The organism is Petrotoga sp. 8T1HF07.NaAc.6.1 (genome assembly GCF_016772115.1).
Classification (GTDB): Bacteria; Thermotogota; Thermotogae; order Petrotogales; family Petrotogaceae; genus Petrotoga; species Petrotoga mobilis.
In genome coordinates this window covers 1-19,658 of the sequence record NZ_AUPG01000007.1, presented here as the reverse complement: position 1 = coordinate 19,658, position 19,658 = coordinate 1, and the positions used below count along the sequence as shown (strand labels likewise).

The 19,658-nt window shown below is 32.7% G+C and carries 18 protein-coding genes; 9 read left to right on the top strand and 9 right to left on the bottom strand.

Translation table 11 applies throughout. The features are described from left to right. Positions 1 to 31 precede the first annotated feature (31 nt). From argS to NAAC61_RS05890, 5 genes are all read right to left on the bottom strand, one after another. Entirely contained in the window at positions 32 to 1,681 is a 1,650-nt protein-coding gene (argS, locus tag NAAC61_RS05910; RefSeq protein WP_202695489.1) for an arginine--tRNA ligase, read from the bottom strand. Positions 1,682 to 1,783: 102 nt separating this feature from the next. After that, positions 1,784 to 2,464, bottom strand: coding sequence for an amino acid ABC transporter permease (locus NAAC61_RS05905; protein ID WP_103065445.1), 681 nt, complete (start codon positions 2,462 to 2,464; stop codon positions 1,784 to 1,786). Beyond that, the gene (locus tag NAAC61_RS05900; RefSeq protein WP_012209447.1) at positions 2,461 to 3,228 is read right to left on the bottom strand and encodes an amino acid ABC transporter ATP-binding protein; all 768 of its coding nucleotides are present in this window, start codon (positions 3,226 to 3,228) and stop codon (positions 2,461 to 2,463) included. Before NAAC61_RS05900 ends, NAAC61_RS05905 begins: the two co-directional genes overlap by 4 nt. Positions 3,229 to 3,231: 3 nt before the next feature. Next, positions 3,232 to 3,903 (bottom strand): amino acid ABC transporter permease, encoded by a 672-nt coding sequence (locus NAAC61_RS05895; protein WP_012209448.1) that lies wholly within the window; start codon positions 3,901 to 3,903, stop codon positions 3,232 to 3,234. A 77-nt stretch (positions 3,904 to 3,980) separates the two neighbouring features. Next, positions 3,981 to 4,712, bottom strand: a complete 732-nt coding sequence (locus tag NAAC61_RS05890; RefSeq protein ID WP_012209449.1) for a basic amino acid ABC transporter substrate-binding protein — start codon at positions 4,710 to 4,712, stop codon at positions 3,981 to 3,983. Between the two features lie 453 nt (positions 4,713 to 5,165). Here NAAC61_RS05890 and NAAC61_RS05885 point away from each other — a divergent pair, with 453 nt between their 5' ends. From NAAC61_RS05885 to NAAC61_RS05865, 5 genes are all read left to right on the top strand, one after another. Then, complete coding sequence (locus tag NAAC61_RS05885; protein ID WP_012209450.1) at positions 5,166 to 6,125, top strand: asparagine synthetase A; 960 nt, start codon at positions 5,166 to 5,168, stop codon at positions 6,123 to 6,125. 112 nt (positions 6,126 to 6,237) lie between these two features. Further along, positions 6,238 to 7,707 carry a phosphoribosylaminoimidazolecarboxamide formyltransferase gene (locus NAAC61_RS05880; RefSeq protein ID WP_012209451.1) on the top strand — a complete coding sequence of 490 codons (1,470 nt, stop codon included), beginning with the start codon at positions 6,238 to 6,240 and terminating at the stop codon, positions 7,705 to 7,707. Between the two features lie 140 nt (positions 7,708 to 7,847). Further along, positions 7,848 to 8,861, top strand: coding sequence for a glycosyltransferase family 2 protein (locus NAAC61_RS05875; RefSeq protein ID WP_041534140.1), 1,014 nt, complete (start codon positions 7,848 to 7,850; stop codon positions 8,859 to 8,861). A 28-nt stretch (positions 8,862 to 8,889) separates the two neighbouring features. Continuing rightward, positions 8,890 to 9,807: a glycosyltransferase family 4 protein gene (locus tag NAAC61_RS05870; protein WP_121515357.1), complete on the top strand. Its 918-nt coding sequence runs from the start codon at positions 8,890 to 8,892 to the stop codon at positions 9,805 to 9,807. 57 nt (positions 9,808 to 9,864) lie between these two features. Further along, positions 9,865 to 11,169 (top strand): hypothetical protein, encoded by a 1,305-nt coding sequence (locus NAAC61_RS05865; RefSeq protein ID WP_012209454.1) that lies wholly within the window; start codon positions 9,865 to 9,867, stop codon positions 11,167 to 11,169. A 107-nt stretch (positions 11,170 to 11,276) separates the two neighbouring features. Here the strand turns inward: NAAC61_RS05865 and NAAC61_RS05860 are convergent, their stop codons facing one another. Together NAAC61_RS05860 and NAAC61_RS05855 are read right to left on the bottom strand one after the other, a co-directional pair. Beyond that, complete coding sequence (locus tag NAAC61_RS05860; RefSeq protein WP_012209455.1) at positions 11,277 to 12,389, bottom strand: aldo/keto reductase; 1,113 nt, start codon at positions 12,387 to 12,389, stop codon at positions 11,277 to 11,279. A gap of 24 nt (positions 12,390 to 12,413) precedes the next feature. Then, on the bottom strand, positions 12,414 to 13,547 hold the full coding sequence (locus NAAC61_RS05855; protein WP_012209456.1) for an aldo/keto reductase: 1,134 nt from the start codon (positions 13,545 to 13,547) through the stop codon (positions 12,414 to 12,416). 202 nt (positions 13,548 to 13,749) lie between these two features. Here NAAC61_RS05855 and NAAC61_RS05850 point away from each other — a divergent pair, with 202 nt between their 5' ends. From NAAC61_RS05850 to NAAC61_RS05835, 4 genes are read left to right on the top strand one after another with little or no spacing between them, the layout of a single operon-like run. Next, positions 13,750 to 14,886 (top strand): sodium ion-translocating decarboxylase subunit beta, encoded by a 1,137-nt coding sequence (locus tag NAAC61_RS05850; protein WP_202695488.1) that lies wholly within the window; start codon positions 13,750 to 13,752, stop codon positions 14,884 to 14,886. 20 nt (positions 14,887 to 14,906) lie between these two features. After that, entirely contained in the window at positions 14,907 to 15,119 is a 213-nt protein-coding gene (locus NAAC61_RS05845; RefSeq protein WP_103077839.1) for a 4Fe-4S dicluster domain-containing protein, read from the top strand. Between the two features lie 33 nt (positions 15,120 to 15,152). Further along, the gene (locus NAAC61_RS05840) at positions 15,153 to 16,310 is read left to right on the top strand and encodes a 2-oxoacid:acceptor oxidoreductase subunit alpha (RefSeq protein ID WP_103898949.1); all 1,158 of its coding nucleotides are present in this window, start codon (positions 15,153 to 15,155) and stop codon (positions 16,308 to 16,310) included. Between the two features lie 5 nt (positions 16,311 to 16,315). Next, positions 16,316 to 17,785, top strand: a complete 1,470-nt coding sequence (locus NAAC61_RS05835) for a GGDEF domain-containing protein (protein ID WP_202695487.1) — start codon at positions 16,316 to 16,318, stop codon at positions 17,783 to 17,785. Here NAAC61_RS05835 and NAAC61_RS05830 read toward each other — a convergent pair. Further along, positions 17,782 to 18,570, bottom strand: a complete 789-nt coding sequence (locus NAAC61_RS05830; protein WP_103065461.1) for a sulfite exporter TauE/SafE family protein — start codon at positions 18,568 to 18,570, stop codon at positions 17,782 to 17,784. The two genes, NAAC61_RS05835 and NAAC61_RS05830, sit on opposite strands and share 4 nt — an antisense overlap. 94 nt (positions 18,571 to 18,664) lie before the next feature. Beyond that, the gene (locus NAAC61_RS05825) at positions 18,665 to 19,432 is read right to left on the bottom strand and encodes a ZIP family metal transporter (RefSeq protein ID WP_103065462.1); all 768 of its coding nucleotides are present in this window, start codon (positions 19,430 to 19,432) and stop codon (positions 18,665 to 18,667) included. Positions 19,433 to 19,658: the final 226 nt, after the last annotated feature.

The window sequence follows — 19,658 nt, the reverse complement described above, 5'->3', positions numbered from 1 at the left end:
CTTTCAAATTCTAATTTCGAGATTTTGTCTTTCACATGCTTTCAGGAGCATTTACACCCAAAATAGACAAACCTCTTGCTATGACTATTTTTGTTGCGTGACAAAGATTTAACCTACCTTGAATAAGCTCATAATTTTCTGCATTGAGAACAGATAAGTTATTGTAAAAATGATGGAATCTTGATGCTACTCTTTCCAAATATTGGGTGAGTAAGTTAGGTTTGTTTTGAATTACAGCTTTGGTTAATACATTTGTAAATAAGGATAACTCTCTCATCAATAATTTTTCTTCGTCTTCTTTTAGATTTTCTAAACCTAAAAATAATTCGTAATTTATCCCTCTTTTTTGAGCTTCTTTAAATATGCTGCATATTCTTGCATGAGCATATTGAACGTAGTAAACGGGATTTTCATTGGATTTTTTTATAGCCAGATCGATATCAAAGTTCAATGTTGTATCAGGATCAACCATAGCAAAGAAGTACCTAACAGCATCTTTTCCAACATTTTGTATAAGATCGTCAAGAGTGAAGAATTCCCCACTTCTTGTTGACATCTTTATAATTTCTTCGCCTTTTTTTACATTTACAAATTGGTGCAAAATTATTTTTAAAAAATTTTCTGGTAATCCTAATGCTTTTGCTGAAGCCATCATTCTAGGTATGTGACCATGATGGTCAGAACCCATTATATCAATCACAGTGTCGAAACCCCTTAGGTACTTGTAATAATGGTAAGCAATGTCATCACAAAAGTATGTTGGCATCGAATCTTTAGATCTTATCAATACCTTGTCGTTTTCATCTATCAAATCAGATACTTTAAACCATAACGCATCATCTTTTTCATACACGTAGCCTTTAGATTTTAAATCGTTCAAGGTTTTTTCTACCATTTTATTTTTAAATAATAATTGTTCACTGAAGATTACATCGAAGTTTACGTTTATTTTTTCAAGCGTTTCCAACATGTTTTTTAGCATATCTTCAAGAACTTCTTTTCTGAATATATCCTCGGTTTCTTCATCCCATTTGTCTTTCAACTTTTCTCCATATTTGTTCAATACTTTTTTTGCAGTATCTACTAGATACTCTCCTCTGTAACCATCTTCGGGTATTTCATATTTTGAACCAAGAATTTCGTTGTATCTTACCCATAGGGAGTAGGAGAGAAGTTTTATTTGTCTACCTGCATCGTTTAGATACATCTCTCTTTGAACTACGTATCCAGCTTGTTCATAGATATTTGCCAAAACATCTCCCATAACAGCTTGTCGACCGTGAGCAACAGTGATGGGACCGGTGGGATTAATGCTTGCAAATTCAAACTGTATATTCGCACCTTTCCCTATGTCAAATTTCCCGTAGGTTTTTGGATTGCTCAAAATTTTAGAACATATCCTTTGATATATTTGGGGAGAAACAAAAAAATTTAAAAAACCATTTGCATTATCAACTTTTTCGAAAAAAGAAGATTTAACTAGTTCTTCTTTTAAAATTTGAGCAATTTCTTGAGGTGATTTTCTTAACCTTTTTGTTAATAAGAATGCTACGTTGGAAGAAAAATCTCCCATATCGTCTTTAGGAGGTGTTTCGATGGTAAAATTGAGTTCCATCTCAGAAACACCTATATCTGACAAGGCTATATTGATCTGTTTTTTTATAAGATCTATTATTTCCATTTATTTGTTTCCTCCTGTCTTTTCGTTTATTACCGGCTTTAATAACTCTAAAAAGGCTTTAACGGCCATTCACTTTACAATCACTCAGCTTTTATTACATTTCTAAATTCGATTCCTAGCATAAGTGAGGGTCCCAGGAATCTTGATTTTCTTTTCAATAAATCTGAATATTTCTCCAAAAATTGTGACCAACACAAAATATATGATAGCAGCAAATAGGTAAACTTGAAAGAATTCAAAGTTACGACTCGCTACAAACTTAGCTTGAGCCATTATTTCTGGCGCTCCAACGATATAAGAGAGAGAGGAATACTTCAATAGGTATATAAATTCATTTGTCCAAGAAGGGATAAACCTTCTTAACGCTTGGGGTAATATGATCAATCTGATAGCTTGCCATTTTTTCATTCCTATTGATAAAGCTGCTTGCATTTGACCCGAACTTATCGATTGAATGGCACCTCTTAGATATTCGGCCTGATAAGCGGCAGAATTTAAAGAAAAAGCCATTATTGAGGCTAATATTGGAGAAAGCCTAATTCCAATAACAGGTAAACTATAATATAGAATGAAAAGTTGAACAAGTAATGGTGTCCCCCTTATTATCTCGATAAAAACATAGCTTATATAATAGAATAATTTATTTCCATACGTTTTAGAAACTGCAAGTAAAACGCCCAAAAAGAATCCTATGACTATAGAAATTAAAGTTAAAAAAAGTGTAACCCATATACCTTCCACCATATAAACCCAGGAACTTCCAACGATTTCAAAAAAGCTCATGTATTTTCATCCTTTCCGTACAACTGCGATAATTTATTCAAAAACTCCTTAGTTCTATCTTTTTGAGGATTTTTGAACATCAATTCTGGGGGACCTTTTTCAACAATCACGCCTTTTTCCATAAATATGATCTCATCTGCAACAGCCCTTGCAAATCCCATTTCATGTGTAACACACACCATAGTCATGCCACTTTTTGCAAGATCAATCATGACGTTCAGAACCTCTCCTATTAGCTCTGGATCCAAAGCAGAAGTTGGCTCATCAAACAGAATTAATTTGGGATTCATAGCTAGAGATCTAGCGATAGCGACTCTTTGCTTTTGCCCACCGGAAAGCTGAGCAGGATAAAGGTCTGATTTATCCTTCAATCCAACTCGTTCTAATTCTTTTAATGCAATTTCCGTTGCTTGAGATTTTTCAATCTTTTTCACTTTAGTCAAACCAATTCTAACGTTTTCAAGCACAGTTAAGTGATCAAATAAGTTAAAGTGCTGAAATACAAAACCTATTTCCTGCCTAATTTTGTGAATATTCTTTGAAGATAATACTTCATCTCCTTCGAGATATATTCTTCCTGAATCAGGTTCTACCAGTCTATTTATACACATTAAAAGGGTACTCTTTCCTGTTCCACTCGGACCTATTATTACCTTTGTTTCTCCTCTTTTAACTTCAAATGTTATTCCTTTGAGTATTTCTGCTCCATTATAACTCTTATGAAGATCTTCCACTTTTAATATTATATCTTTCTCTTCTTTCATTTATTAAACGCTCCTTGTTTCGTATCCTGGGATAGTAAGCTTTTTTTCGATCATGCCAAATCCCCTACTTAAACTAAAAGTTAGGACAAAGTAGATAGCTCCACAAATTAGATAAACTATCAAAGGTCTATTAGTTACAGATATAATATAAGTGCCTTGCCTAAGTAATTCAACCACACCTAAGGCATAAGCAACTGATGTATCTTTTAGGACTACTGATGCCTCATTGATCCAACCTGATAAGGCGATTCTTATTGCCTGGGGGAAGATAATGTAGATGAAAGTCTGGATTTTGTTCATTCCAATTGAATAAGCAGCATCTAGTTGCCCCTTTGATATGGATGAAATTGCACCTCTAAAAATTTGTGATTGATAAGCTGAGCTTATCAAACCTAATCCAATTATTGATGCAATCAAGGGATCTAATCTTATTCCGATGGCTGGTAAACCGTAAAAAATTAAAAAAAGAACAACTATCAAAGGGATACTTCTAAAAACTCGTTCGTAGATTAAAAAAATTAACTGTAAGAATTTGTTACCATACAATTGACCAAAAGAAATTATAACTCCAACAACAAATCCTAAGATCAAACTAAAAAAGGTTAATTCAAGTGTCACAAGTGTTCCTTTTAATAAATAGGGTAATGAATTTATAATCACTTGAATGTCTTCCAAGTATCATCCTTCCTTTTTAATTTAAATATAAAAGGGGGTGAAGCCCCCTTATGTTTTTCTTTTAGAAAATTAGAACATCACTTAAAATACTTTTCTATTAGATCATCCATTTTTCCAGACTCTTGTAACTTTGTTATACCTTCGTTCAACATATTCAATAAATCCTCATTGCCTGGTGCAACAGCCATACCATAATTTTCGTTAGTCTTAATGATTCCTACAATCTCCACGGGATCTGTCTTTGTGAATCTTTCAGCCACAGGATTATCGAGCACTATCACATCGATATTTTTGTTAACTAAGTCACGAACAGCAAAGTTGAATGTGTCGTACCTGATTAGATTAGTTTTTGGCAAGAAACCAGCGTCTATTAAATTTTCTGTTACCCAAAGATCGCCCGTAGTACCCGTTTGAACTCCGATTTTTGGCTTCCTAAGAAGAATGGTTAGATTGGTATCTTCACCTTTTCTTACCATAATACTTTGATCAGCACTATAATATGGGATTGTAAAATCGACTACTTTCTCTCTTTCTTCAGTTATAGTCATTCCAGCGACAATAATATCTATATTTCCGGTCATTAAAGAAGGTATGAGAGAGTCAAAGCTAATATCTCTTATTTCAACGTCAAATCCATACATTTTTCCGATTTCCCTTATTAAATCCATATCAAATCCGACAAACTCTCCACCTTCAACGTACTCAAAAGGTGGGAAAGATGCTTCTGTACCGACAACATAAGTAACTGAGAAAGCTGAAAACACAAAAGAAATCAAGATCGCAGAAACTAAAAAGGCTTTTTTCAACATGTTCATACACCTCCTATCGGATTATCTACTTTTTTACTTACTTACAAAACATTAAAACCTTTGATTCCACGTTTTAACTGTTAAACAGATTTTCTCAATATCAATCTATTTAAAGAATGATTGTTTGAACATATTATAACATAATATATGTTTGAATGAAAGAGGTCATTTTTAATTTGACAAATATTTTTTTTTATAGTATAATTAACTAAATTTGAAAATCTATTAAGATATTAATTAAATTTGTTTAGGAGAAAATGGCTATGAAAATATTAAAATTATTATCAAGTTCTAATAAAGTAAATAATAATAATAACAATATACAGCGTCGGTGATTACGCTGGACATTGTTATTTTGAAAATTACCGACGCAGAAAAAATAGCGTCGGTTTTTTTATTTGTATTTTAAAAGACGATATACCGTCTTTAAAAAACACTACAGGAGGGAAAATTATGGCAGAAGTAGAGAAGCAGGATAGAAGAGTGGATTCTGTGGAGCTAGTAAAAACTTATTTGGAGGACGAGACTTACAGTGACGCGCTTTTAGTTCAATCAGAGATACTGAGATTATCGAGGGAATTTCTTGCAGAGAAGGGTTTTGTTGAAATTCTACCAGTGATTGTCTCTACGATCACCGATCCTTTAAATCACGACGTTTTTGAAGCACAAATTGATTATTACGGTAACAAATATTACGTTACTAAATCTATGATTCTGCAAAAACAAGTTAGTGTTTTGATTCATGATAAGATATTTTCCTTTTCGCCAAATTTAAGGTTGGAAACAGCAGAAAAATATTCTTCTGGTAGACACTTGATTGATTTTGTTCAACTAGATATAGAAGCTAAAGAAACTAAAAGAGAAGAGATTATGGATTTGATGGAAGATTTAATAATTTATGTACTAAAAGGTATCTTGACGAAATATTCTGGTATAATAGAAAAGTATCACCCAAATTTGACTGTTCCTAAAAAGCCTTTTCAAAAGATAAGCGTAAAAAAGGCAAAAGAGCTTTACGGTGATGATTATGAAAAGATTTTATCTGAACGAGCTGAAGGGCCTGTGTGGTTAATTGATATTCCGCTCTTGAACAGGGAGTTTTATGATAAACAAGATATGGATAATCCTGATGTATTGTTGGATTTTGACCTGATATATCCTGAGGGTCATGGGGAAGGCATATCTGGTGGCGAAAGAGAACACGAGTATGAGCAAATAGTGAAAAGAATCAAATTGAAAGGTAACGGGCTGGAAAGCTATGAAGATTATTTAAAATTGGCAAAAGAAGGGTTATTAAAACACTCAGCAGGATGTGGTATAGGTATAGAAAGATTCACTAAATACATATTAGATTTGGATCATGTTGAAAAAAGTAGATTGTTTGCTAAAGCACCTGGAAAGTATACCATTTAGTTGTGTTGATTAAAAAACCTAGAAAATGTAACTCAAAGCAAGAGACGTAAATGTTGAACGTCTCTGCTTTTCCTTTCATAAAAATTAACTTATTTTTCACTGGAGGTATCTCATGAATATTAAAAGGGCAATTATTTCAGTTTATGACAAAACTAATTTAGAGGATTTAGCTAGTTTCTTATATCGCAATGGTGTCGAAATTATATGTACAGAAGGAACAAATAAATATTTACAAGAAAAGGGAATCCCTACTGTAAAAATGGCTGATTATATTGGATTTCCTGAAATTTTAGGAGGTCGTGTTAAAAGCATAGATCCAAAATTAGCCGGTGGCATTTTAGCCAAGTCTAACGATAAAAAGCATGAAGAAGATATGATTAATTACAATATAAAAAGGATAGATATGGTTGTGGGTAATTTTCCTACTTTTGAGGAAATTGCCAAAAAAACAAAGAATGAGGAAACACTTTTAGAAAATATCGATATTGGAGGCTATTCTCTTCTTAGAGCAGCAGCAAAAAACTATAAGGATGTTGTAGCATTGGCAGATCCAAAAGATTATCAAACAGTTATTGATAATTTAGAGGATTGTGGCGATGTCCCCTTACAGTTAAGAAGAAAGTTGGCATTGAAAGTTTTCTTTTCTACTTCTAAGTACGATGCAAGTATTCATAAAATTTTTTCAGAACTATTTGCAGCTGAAAAGTTTGACCATGAATTTTTTGAAATATTGGGGAACTTAAGATATGGTTCTAATCCAATGCAAGAAGCGATTCTAATGAAATTTTTAGAAAAAGATACTTTTATCAACTATTTAGAAAATTTGACCTTTCACAAAAAACCTACTTTAAGGATGTTAAAAGACATAAAATTACTTTTTCATTTGGCGAGTTTGACAAACAATGAATTTTTGGGTTTTGCGAAAAAAGGAATTTTCGTATTTGGTTATTGTGCTCCTACTCAAGAAGAGAAAAAACAATTCATTAGAATTATTAAAGAACTTAAAGGTGGGATAGTTTATAGTGACGATCCAAATATAATTTTTGAACTGAAAGATTCAAAACATGACGGAATGATGACTTCTTATAATCTTGAACAAAAAGAAGAGATAATTTCTTTTAAACCCATGGTTTTTAAGGTTAATAAGAAAGTTCTGAAACAAGAAGAAGAATATATTGTGGATAGTGATCTGGTCGTAAAGCAAAATTTCCAAGAGATTTCCTTGGATTTGTCTCCTTCAGAACAATTAGGATTTGAGGTCGCTAAAATTCATAAATCTGATACCGCTGTGTATGTTAAAAATAATCTCATTTGTTCTGGTAATCAATCTTGTTTGAACAGAGAAATCGCACTAAATGCACTCGAAAACACTTTGGAAAAGTTTGAAGTTCTTCCGAAGGAAGGGACAATTATATTTGATTCTCCTATAAATTCAGAGAAGATAACCGATATAATATTAAATTGGCAGGTTGAAAAGGTAATTGTTCCTCCAACCTTACCGGGATACGAAAAATATTTAAACGATTTAGAAGAAAAAGGAGTTACTTTGTTGGTAACACAGGGAAGGTATCATAGATATTAATGTTCATTAAGGGGCAAGCCCCTTAAGAACCCCAAAATCGCGTAACATCATTTGCAAAGCAAATGAGATTAGGAAAGTTATTCAAAAACATTACAAAAGAGACCATTTTGCACAGTTCAGCAAAAAGGGAGTGATAATAAATTTCTTTACCTTTAGTCTCGGTAATATTAGTTTGCAGAAATGAAGAAAAAACGATCAAAAAAGTGTTAAATTCTTTAAGCAATCAGACAAGAAAGCCGGATGAAATAATTGTCGTTGATGGTCAGTCGACAGATAACACCGTTAGTATAATAGAGAAACTCGCTGAAAAAAGTAATAATATAAAAATCATTACGAATGAAAAAAAATTTACCCCCCACGGTTTAAATTTAGGGATCAAAAATAGTAAGGGGGATTTTGTTTTTATAGCTGGTTCTCATACAGAATTTGATGAAAAATATGTGGAATATAGTGTTGAATTTTTGATGAAACACCCAGAAGCGAGTGCTGTAGGAGGAGTGTCTTTGGCCACCCCTGCTAACGATAAAAGTTGTTTACAAAAATCGATGGCTTTTTCGTATTCTTCCCCCTTCGGTACTGCATCCCGCCATAGACATCAAGTGAAAGAACCACAAGAAGTTGATACCGTAGCATATGCATGTTATAGAAGAGAAGTTTTTGATAAAGTAGGGTATTTTAATGAAAAACTTTTAAGGAATCAAGATATCGAGTTTAATTATAGGATGAGAAAAAAGGGTTTAAAAATTTTTTTATTACCAATTACAAATAATTATTATGTTCCAAATGGGTTGTGGGATTTTATGAAAAAGAATTTTTCAAATGGTTTTTGGAATTATATAACTCTAAAAATATCTCCTTATGGTATTTCCCTTAGACATTTCATTCCTTTTATTTTTATAATGTATCTTCTTCTCTTATTCATATTTTTAGTCCTCTCAAAAAATGCCGTTTTTAATATTATTTTAGCTATTCCGTTTTTCATATATTTGTTTATAGACACATTATTTTCATTAAAGTATGCTATAAAAGAGAAAAATATTTTATTGTTTTTTTGTAGTTTTTTTGTGTTTTTACTTTTGCATATTTCATATGGTTCAGGAACATTTTGGAGTATACTTAAATCAATCCTTTTTACTAGGAGAAAGAAATCCTAAATTTTTTAAAAATGCGGGTGAATATAATTTGTTAGCTATAAAATTAATAAGTTCTTTTGTTTTATCTGTTATTCTAGTTCCCATTATGATAAGAATCGCAAACAAATATAATATCGTTGATAAACCCGACAATAAGTTGAAAGTTCATAAGTCTCCCATTCCTTATTTGGGTGGTGTAGCTGTTTTTCTTTCAATATTACCTTTTTATTACAATGACATAGGTTTTATAATTCCTGCTAGTATATTGACTTTTATTGGTCTTTACGATGATATTAAGAGTGTTTCTCCTTATATTAGATTATTTGCAGAGTTTATTGTCGTCTCAATGGCAATATATTTTGTAGGAGGAATTATTGAACCTTTTCAGTTTTTTATTTTGGTATTAACCGGTATAGCTTTAGTTAACGGAGTAAATATGGTTGATGGGATGGATGGAGTCTGCGCTGGAACGGCAATAGTGAGTTTGTTATTTTTTTCCTTGATATCCAAAAATTATGAACTTTTGATCTTTGCCTTCGCAATTTTGGGGTTTCTATTATACAATTTGCCACCAGCGAAAATATTTCTTGGTGATGCGGGTTCTTATCTTTTAGGTTTTACTTTATTTTATTCCTTTTCTTTCCTATCTGGAAGATCTGGTAGAGGAGGTTATTTCATCTCACTAATTATCACAGGGTTTTATTTTACTGATCTAGTTTATGCTGTGATAAGACGTTTACTCAGCAAAAGATCTCCTTTTTTAGGGGATAAAGAGCATATATATGATAAAATTAGAAAAAAATATAAAATAAAACCATTGTTTGTTGCATTAGTTACATATAGTATTTCTGTTTTTTTTGGGTTGATAGGATTAATTACTTGGGATTTTCAAATAATTGGTGTTATAATTGTATTGATATTATTTATTTTTCTAGGTTATCATTTTAAATTGTACAAATATGAGTAATTGAAGGATTAATTTTATTAAAAAATTTTTAAAGTTTTATGTAAAAGAGGTGTTGTGATGATAATTTTAAAAGGTAATTATGGTGATTATATGAAACTTCGGCCTGTATCAGTTAAAAAAATTTTCTTAGACGAGTCAATGTTGAAAAACAACAAAGATCCTGATATTTACGAGAAGTATATCTATGAAGTAGAAGGAAGGTTTGGAAATTACAAATGGTTTAATAACGAATTTAATTTGGATGAAAAAGGGAATGGTAAATTGGAAAAACTTACCTTTGATATAGAATATATCCCTTTGATATTGACGATCTTAAGAATTAATGCTTTTTTTAAGTCAAAAAAGAAAAATATGATCTCTGTGCTTGCTTCTGATCATGAAAACCAAACTTCAGAGATAATTGCAGAAGAATCATTTATTTATTCTTTGAATGAAAGTAGTAGTTTGTATTTTTTGTTTTTAAGAAAAATAGGTAAAGGTTTAGTCGAGCATCACTTAATTTTTACTAACAACTATGGAGATCATTACGATATGTATATTGAAAGTGATCGCAAGAGCATAGAAAGTTTTTATAGAAATCTGCTGAACGAAACAAATAATTTTCGAGTGGCGATACTTCCAAATATTGCTCAGAAAATCTCTCCATTTTACGAAAAAATAATCGAGAAAATATCGATTGTTAATTACGAAAATATTTACAATACCACCGATGACTTTTTTACAATGTATAATCTAAATCCAAAAGAATTTCTGAAAAATTCTGAACCACGCCTTGAATTAGAGAGGTATACCAATTATTTGTTTAATACGAAAAATGGGGAAGAAGAGGATTATTCTTTCGATGACGATATAGACGACGTCGATATTGATTTTACCATAAAGAATATGGAAGATATAGAAGACGAGCTAAAAGATATGGCAGATTTGCATCACAATGATCAATTTTTAGGAAACTCTTATTACTATAATGAATCGTATGATTTGTTCATTGAAATGGAAGAAGAGTTTATGGATTTTATGGATCATATAATTTTTGATGAAAATTTAAAAAAGCAAGATAAAGAATACTATTTAGAAAAAATAAAAAAAATGATCAACGAAGTTTCCTTAATATTCCAAGATTTAAAAGAAAAGAAAGAGTTTGAAAGAGAGCTTTTATTAGATATGGTAAACGCTTATGGAATTGAAAATATAACCAATAAGAAAGATCTAATTTCAGAAATTTTTGAAGAAATAGATATGACTACCGATCTGAATGAAATATATGAAATCTCAGAAGATAAGATTCTGAACGATTATAAAAATTGGTATAAAGATCTAATATTTAAGAAAGGTAAAAGCATGAAAGAAGTCACTAACTAATATCTAAAGCAAGTATAATTCCCCTTTGGAGAGTCACCAAAGGGGAATTATACTAAAGCTTCGAAATCCCAAAGAAAGTTGAATTATCGATCTCTGGAAAGATAGTTTTAGTATATTTCTCCCTTTCCAAGCTTGTAGTCTACCAATTTCAATTTTCTTATTATGGGTATATCGTAAGGACATCTTTCTTCACATATCCCGCATTCTGTACAATCTTTGAAGGTCTTATTGAGTTTGGAATAAGCCATTTTAGCTTCGTTTTGGTTTCCAAACCAGAATGCCAATCTTTCTCTCAGTGCATAATCTGGAGCCTCGTGGGGTTGATAATCCCTTATTTGTCTATCGTACCATCCCTCGTATTCAAACACTTTCATGATTTCTATATCTTCTGGACAAGGTAAACATTTTCCACATTGTCTACAGACATAATTTCCAAGTTCTGGGGCACGATAATATAAGTTTTCTACAGATTTTTTAGGTAATGGTTTAAAGTTTTCGGCTATCTGAATATCTCTTCTTAGCATGTCTTCGGAGTTCGCTCCTACAACCATTACATCTAAATCTTGAGTCAAAGCATAGTTTAATGCATCGTAAGTAGACCTGTAGAGATAACCATCTGCAAAAGCTTTCATTCCGACAATTCCCATGTTTTTAGACCTTGCAAAAGGAATGACTTCTTGATAAGTGCTCGGGAAATTAAATATATCCAAGTAGTTAAAACCTGTCATCACAACATCCAAGTCTATTGTTTTTATAAGTTTAAGCGCATAGTCCCCCAAACCATGGAAAGATACCCCTAACGCTCTTATAATCCCATCTTTTTTAGCTTGAAATAGATAATCTAAGGCCGACTCTTTTTTCAATAAAGCATCAACATCATCCTGAGTGGTAACATGGTGAAGAAACAAAATATCTAAATAATCTGTATTCAAGTTCTTTAAGGTTCTTTCTACAAAATGTTGAGCAGTTCTCTTATCTCGAGCGTGGCATTTGCTAGCAAGAATTATTTGATCTCTTCTATCTTTCAAAGCGTATGAAATTTTCTTTTCCGATTCACCATCTCCGTATTCGGCAGCGGTCTCAATGTAATTACCACCTGAAATTAGGTAAATATCCATTAGCTTTGAAACATCATCCTTTGAAATTTCTAACATATGAAACCCACCTAATCCTAAAAGTGAAACCTCAAACCCAGTTTTACCAAGGATTTTTTTATCCATAAAGATCACCTCTATAATTTTGGATCATGCTAATTCATTTTTGACTTGTTTTAACAACGATCTTATAGGTAAATGTTGTGGACATTCTGCTTCACAATCCCCGCATTCCTCACAAATAGAGGCATCTATGCCTTGTTTGATCAAAGTTTGATATCTTTCTTTTGCCTCTATTAAGTTATCAAAAATGTAGCCTTCATTATAAATACTAAAAATTGTAGGAATAGGTATACCGTTTTTACAAGGTACACAATAATTACATCCCGTACAATCTATCTTAGATTTACTCTTGTAAATATTTCTGACTTGTTCAATTGCTTTTAATTCTTTTTCACTTAAGGAATTTTGATCTGAGTCATCTGCTGTTTTAATATTTTCTATCACCTGTTCCATTGTGGACATTCCGCTCAGAACGGTAGTTACCTCAGGATGGTTCCATACCCATCTTAACGCCCAATAAGCTGGTGACTTGGTATTATCTAAATTACTAAAGATATCGAGAGCTTCTTTAGGTAATTTGTTAGCCAATTTACCCCCTCTAATTGGCTCCATAATAATCACCGCTAGACCTTTTCTGTTTGCATACTTTAATCCTGCGATTCCTGCTTGAAAATGTGTATCAAGATAATTGTATTGAATTTGACAAAAATCCCAGTTGTAAGAATCAACGATCGTTTTAAAGGTTTTGAAGTCATCGTGAAAAGAAAATCCGGCAAACTTTATCTTGCCTTTACTTTTTGCTTCATCCAGAAAATTCAAAACTTCTAGATTATAAATTTTATTCCATCTTTCTTTATCCAAAGAGTGTAACAGATACATATCTATATATTCTGTATCAAGTTTTTTTAGTTGTTCATCTAAATATTTTTCAAAATCTTGGTATTTATTTGCCAACCAAACAGGATTTTTGGTGGCTAAGTAGACTTTTTCCCTGTAACCATTTTTTAAGGCCCTACCTACAAATAATTCACTATTTCCTTGGTGGTAAGGATACGCTGTATCAACATAATTCACTCCGTTATCAATAGCGTATCTCAGCATATTCGTTGCCTTTTCTTCATCAATTTTAGAAGGATCTTTATTCAAAACAGGCAATCTCATACACCCAAAACCCAAGGCCGAAAGTTCTACATCGTACTTACCAAATTTTCTATATTTCAAAAGAGCACCCCCAGTATATTATTATGATAAGTTGACTTTTAGATTAGTTCGATAAATAAACTTATTCTACTTTTATTATACCAAAAAAATAATAAAAACTCTTTTTATATAAAGTAGAAACAGTAAATTTTTTTATGTTATAATAAAATACTGTAGAAGTGATTGAAAAAAATTTCACACTTATCTCCTAGGAGGTTTTTAAATGCTAGCGGAAGGCATACTCGACTTTTTTTCAAGTACTGGATTTATCAATCTTTCTTGGCCTCAAGTTTTCATGATACTTCTTGGATTGATTATTATCTATTTTGCTATATCTAAACATGCAGAACCACTACTTTTAATTCCATTGGGTTTTGGTATGGTTATAGCTAACATTCCCCCGGAATTAACAGGTATTCTTATGCCTCCTCAGAATGGTCAACCGGGCGGATTGTTGTGGTATATAAAATTGGGACTGGATACGGGGATCTATCCGCCATTGATTTTTTTGGGTATTGGAGCACTAACTGATTTTTCTTATTTGATTGCAAACCCAAAATTGATACTTCTCGGTGGAGCAGCACAAGTAGGGATATTTATTAGTTTTTTACTGGCAAGTTTTTTGGGATTTGATCTTCATTCTGCGGCGGCAATAGGTATTATTGGAGGTGCCGATGGTCCAACTTCTATATACATAGCTTCCAAATTTTCTCCTGATATATTGCCTGTCATAGCTGTTGCAGCCTATTCTTATATTTCACTTATTCCAGTACTACAGCCCTTTGTTTCAAAGTTATTTACCTCTAAGAGGGAAAGAAAAATAAGAATGAGAAGGTTAAGGGAAGTTTCTAAAAGAGAAAGAATCATTTTTCCTATAATAACAACTGTTGTAGTTTCTTTAATGGTTCCCCAATCTCTACCTTTAGTAGGAATGCTTATGTTGGGAAACTTGTTGAAAGAATCCGGGGTAACGGGTAGATTGGCCGAAGCAGCCTCTCGATATATTTTAGACACTGTAACAATACTTTTAATGTTATCGGTAGGGGTGTCGGCGACGGCTGATATATTTTTGTCATTGGTAACCTTAAAAATCATATTGTTAGGAGCAGTTGCGTTTATAGTTGCAATAACAAGTGGAATAGGATTCGCAAAATTAATGAATTTGTTCGTTAAAGATAAAATTAATCCATTAATCGGTGCTGCAGGTGTTTCAGCGGTTCCTGATTCAGCTCGTGTAGCCCAACATATTGCTCAAGAGACCGATCCGGGTAACTTCATTTTAATGCATGCAATGGGACCAAACGTTTCAGGGGTAATAGGTTCAGCTATAGCTGCAGGTTTATTTTTAAGTATACTTTAATTTAGAGGAGGCATAATCAAATGCAAACTACTAAAAAACATTTTAAAGTGATAATAAATTATAACTATTGTAAAAAATGTGGTATCTGTTCTTGGATTTGCCCAGTAGATGCTATAATAGAACAAGAGTTTGGTAAGCCAGTTGTTCCAGATTCAGAAAAATGTACTGGATGTTTGCAATGTGAACGAATGTGCCCGGATTTTGCGATAAGTATTAAACAAATAGATCAATAAAAATGAATGCTCTTTTTAGAAGAGGTGAAATTAATGGGGAAAATGCTCTTTTTACAAGGAAACGAAGCGGTTGGAATGGCTGCTATAAAAGCAGGATGTCGTTTTTTTGCAGGTTATCCGATTACACCATCAACCGAAATAGCCGAATACATGTCTAGAGAATTGCCAAAAGTTGGAGGAACTTTTATACAGATGGAGGACGAGCTCGGAAGTGCAGCTGCTATAATAGGTGCTTCCCTTGCAGGTGTAAAATCCATGACTGCTACTAGTGGTCCCGGATTTTCACTTATGCAAGAGGCTTTAGGATACGCCATTATGACAGAAGTGCCCTGTGTGTTTGTTGATGTTATGAGAGGTGGTCCAAGCACAGGACTTCCTACCAAGCCTTCTCAAGGAGATATAATGCAGATACGGTGGGGAACTCATGGAGATCACCAAATTATTGCGATATATCCTTCTACAGTGGAAGAAGTTTATACATATACTGTCACAGCGTTCAATTATGCAGAAAAATACAGAACACCGGTTATTTTGGTGTTAGATGAAACTTTAGCACATATGAGAGAAAACGTGTATTTCGATTACGAGAAAGAGAATCCACAGATTGTCGAAAGATTAAAGGAAATTGATCTAGGAGAAGAAGAATTATTTTTACCTTTTGATTTAGAGGAACAATTTGCGGTAAATCCATTGGTTGAAATGGGGAAAACAAGATTTCATGTTTCTGGCCTAGTTCATGATGAAAGTGGCTTTCCCATAAGAGATCCAAACACCATATCAAAAGTGATAGAACATTTGGATTCAAAAATTAGATTATCTGCCGAGGAAATTTCTATTTATAACGAATATATGCTACAAGATGCCGATATAGTAGTAGTTGCATATGGGAGCGTTGCTAGGAGTGCCTTGAAGGCGGTTAAACAAGCGAGATCAGATAAAATTCCTGTAGGGTTCTTTAAGCCTATCACTATTTGGCCCATGCCTACCTCAAGACTTAAATTAATATTTAAAAATGCTCAAAGTATAATCGTTCCAGAGATGAATACAGGCCAGTACGTTAAAGAGATGTCACGATTGAATAAATTGAACAAACATGTGGAATCTTTAACGAAAACTAGCGGTGAGTTGATTACACCCGATGAAATATTAGAAATAATTATGAAAATGTGGGTTCAGATTACGGAGATGTAAATAAAATGAATGTAAAATTGCCAGAAAAGTATCAACCAAAAATCAAGTCTGCTTATGTAAATCCAGGTATTACGCTTTTACTTGAAAACTTCACAAAAGAAGTTCTTTTTGATTTTGAAGTTATGATTAAAATTCATTTTGATCCATTCAAAGTACCAGATAATTTGTATAAATTCATAAAGATATGTAATTCATTCTCAATCTTCACGATAAAAAACATAGAAGAGACTAATTGCATAGAAGAACAAAAAGTAGAACTAAAAAGATTTCAAATGGAGATCGTAGTTGAAATTAATTACGAAACATTTCAAAAAGAGGAAAGCATAGTAGTATATGAGATAATTAAAAATTCTTCCACATTAGTAGGATCAATGCTTACAGATATCCTACTCAATTCCTCAAAAATAGCCAATGTCTTCAGGGCTTCCAAAATCATATTGGAAAAAAGTTATAAACCTGAAACGTCTATAGATGAAATGTTATATATAACTATGACAGCGATAACAGGCGGCTTTGCAGGAGGTTTTAATAGGGCTATCTTATTTGTTGAAGATAGTGGTGATTTCAAGGTCCATAGAGTTATTGGACCTGAAAGTGATAGAGAAGCTGACAAAACTTATGAAAAGTTTGAGACACTTGAGAGAAATATAGAATTATATTTGTCTCAGTATGAAGTTGGAATGAGTTATTTTTCAAATTTAGAAAAAAGGATAAAAGGTATTACTGTTAAAAAAGAATTGTTAATAGATAATGATCTTTTTAAATACGCAATTGAATCGCATAGTACTATTAAATTACCTGTAAGTCGATTGGAGGAAAAGATAGTAAATTTACTTGATTTAAGGGGAGAAATAGCTATTTCACCAATAGAAATAGACAATGGAAGACTTGCTTTTTATCTTTGCGATAATAGATATAACGGGAAACCAATTACAGATGATCAACTGGAAATTTTAGATTATTATGCTAAAGAAAGTTGGATGATGTGGCAAAATAAAATTTATCAAAGTATCTTAAAAAAAGATGCTCAGATTGATCCGCTAACCAATATTGGAAACAGAAGAAGTTACGAAAATTACATTTCTTCTATAAAATATTTAAAAAATCAGAAAATAGCCTTAGTAATGGTGGATTTAGACGACTTCAAAGAGGTAAACGATTCCTACGGTCACGAAGAAGGAGACACACTCTTAAAAAAATTTGCGCAACTATGTGTTGATAATTTGAGAAAAAAAGATAGTATATTCAGATATGGTGGCGATGAGTTCGTAATAATTTTAGAAGGGGTTAAAAAAGAAGAGGTTTATTCTATTTTGAAAAGAATAAACCGTAAACTAAAACAAGAGATGAATGTCACTTTTTCTGCGGGAGTAGCGTATGGTAACAGCCATGAAATAGATTTACTTTTCAAAATTGCCGACCAAAATCTATACATGGCAAAAGGGCAAGGAAAAAATAAAATTATCATCAATTAAGATATTATACCGTCTGTAATTGTCATTGCCCCTAAAAGGATAAATGCTACTCCAGCAATTTTGCTAAGTTTTTCTTCCGAAACGTTATTAGCGAATGTTGCAGCCATTTTTGAACCTACAGCACCACCTACAACCGCGAAAGCTAACAAATCCCAAGGGATTGGGGCATACAACGCATGAGAAACAGCACCAGATAATGCTGTAAAAGCCATTATCAGAACAGAAGTTCCTACTGCAACGTGAATTTTATATCTTAAAACCAGGGTAAGTATAAGAAGTATCATCACTCCGCCGCCTGCACCGACAAAACCAGCTATAAATCCGATTAACAAACCCCAAAGTATTGAGCTAGTAATTCTTTTGACATTATTTATATTTGGATCATTTTTATGTTTTTCTTGAATAGTTTGTATTCTTTGATGTAAAGGCTTCCTTATGAAATTTATACCGATTAATAAGATTGCAACTCCAGTAAATCCTCCTAATCCGGCTGAAGGAACATATGAAGAAATCCAAGTTCCAATTATAGCCCCCACAATTGCACTTATTGCCATCTGTAATCCAGATTTTAAATCAATATTACCGTTTCTTCTATAAGTATTTGCTGCTACCAACGATGCCACCACATCCGTCGCTAAACTTATTCCTATAGCTTCAAAAGTTGGAATATCTAAAAAAGTTATTAAAACAGGTACAATTACCGCTGCAGCACTTGCTCCAATTATTCCTGTAACAGCTCCAGCGCCCCAACCGGCTAGAACTGAGATTATGTATTGACTTATCATATTTTTTTGACCTCCAAAAAAGTTTTTATAATGTCTTTAAAAACACTAAAACATGCATTTTGAAAATTAGTTTATTTCTAAAACGTCTATTTATTTAGCCTAATGCTACATCGAGGACCAGCATCAGCAAAAATCCAAAAATCAGTGAGAAAGTAGCCGTTCTTTCGTATCCGTGAGAATGTGTTTCTGGGATTATCTCATCGCTGATAACGTACAGCATAGCCCCTCCCGCAAATGAAAGAAAAAAAGGTAAGGCTGGTTTCATTAAGACCACTAGAGATGCCCCAAGTAAACCTCCTATAGGTTCGACTAATCCTGTCAAAAAACTCCAAAAGAAACTTTGTTTTCTTGAATAATTTGCTTTAATTAAAGAGAAAGCTGTCGCTGTCCCTTCTGGAATATTTTGTAGTCCTATAGCAACTGCTACAGTAATACCATTAGCAATCATTCCACCACCAAAACTCACCCCTACAGCCATTCCTTCCGGAAAGTTATGGAGTGCTATTGCGATAACGAACAACCATATCTTCTTTAAACGGGCTAACTCAGGTCCTTCATGTCCCTTTAAAAAATGTTCATGAGGGGAGAAGGTATCCATTAATTCAATAGTAAGTGCGCCAAGAAATATCCCTAAAATAGTTATTAATATTCCACCCGTGTCTAAAGATGGAATTATAAGTGAAAAAACAGTAGCTGCGAGCATAACACCGGCAGCAAATCCTAAAAACATATCTAAATTTTTTTCGCTTAACTCTTTTTTGAAAAACAATACTGGAATAGCTCCAATTGAAGTAGCAAGACCAGCGATCAGACTTGCTAGGGTTCCAAATATCCATATTTGAGAACTGGTTAATTCGTTCATCTTAGCCCTCCTTGTAGGTTGTTTTTTTAGTTTTGTGAATTTAGTGAAGAATATTAATTTCAAAAGCCGATTAATATTCTTTCAGGAAGAAGCTTTTTATCCCACAACAATTCTTAATTATAATATCTCTGTTTTGCGCAGATATTACAACCGATATAACTTTAAGTTAGAATTACGATTGCAACTTCTTGTTATATTTGATATAATTTAATGATTCTTCGGAGTA

What these genes read in the sequence shown, in the direction of transcription:
- NAAC61_RS05905 (WP_103065445.1), bottom strand. Translation starts at nt 2,464, where the DNA reads ATGAGCTTTTTTGAAATCGTTGGAAGTTCCTGGGTTTATATGGTGGAA.
- NAAC61_RS05900 (WP_012209447.1), bottom strand. Translation starts at nt 3,228, where the DNA reads ATGAAAGAAGAGAAAGATATAATATTAAAAGTGGAAGATCTTCATAAG.
- NAAC61_RS05830 (WP_103065461.1), bottom strand. Translation starts at nt 18,570, where the DNA reads ATGATAAGTCAATACATAATCTCAGTTCTAGCCGGTTGGGGCGCTGGA.
- NAAC61_RS05835 (WP_202695487.1), top strand. Translation starts at nt 16,316, where the DNA reads ATGAATGTAAAATTGCCAGAAAAGTATCAACCAAAAATCAAGTCTGCT.
- NAAC61_RS05845 (WP_103077839.1), top strand. Translation starts at nt 14,907, where the DNA reads ATGCAAACTACTAAAAAACATTTTAAAGTGATAATAAATTATAACTAT.
- NAAC61_RS05860 (WP_012209455.1), bottom strand. Translation starts at nt 12,389, where the DNA reads ATGGATAAAAAAATCCTTGGTAAAACTGGGTTTGAGGTTTCACTTTTA.
- NAAC61_RS05885 (WP_012209450.1), top strand. Translation starts at nt 5,166, where the DNA reads ATGGCAGAAGTAGAGAAGCAGGATAGAAGAGTGGATTCTGTGGAGCTA.
- NAAC61_RS05890 (WP_012209449.1), bottom strand. Translation starts at nt 4,712, where the DNA reads ATGTTGAAAAAAGCCTTTTTAGTTTCTGCGATCTTGATTTCTTTTGTG.
- NAAC61_RS05825 (WP_103065462.1), bottom strand. Translation starts at nt 19,432, where the DNA reads ATGAACGAATTAACCAGTTCTCAAATATGGATATTTGGAACCCTAGCA.
- NAAC61_RS05880 (WP_012209451.1), top strand. Translation starts at nt 6,238, where the DNA reads ATGAATATTAAAAGGGCAATTATTTCAGTTTATGACAAAACTAATTTA.
- NAAC61_RS05850 (WP_202695488.1), top strand. Translation starts at nt 13,750, where the DNA reads ATGCTAGCGGAAGGCATACTCGACTTTTTTTCAAGTACTGGATTTATC.
- NAAC61_RS05865 (WP_012209454.1), top strand. Translation starts at nt 9,865, where the DNA reads ATGATAATTTTAAAAGGTAATTATGGTGATTATATGAAACTTCGGCCT.
- argS (WP_202695489.1), bottom strand. Translation starts at nt 1,681, where the DNA reads ATGGAAATAATAGATCTTATAAAAAAACAGATCAATATAGCCTTGTCA.
- NAAC61_RS05840 (WP_103898949.1), top strand. Translation starts at nt 15,153, where the DNA reads ATGGGGAAAATGCTCTTTTTACAAGGAAACGAAGCGGTTGGAATGGCT.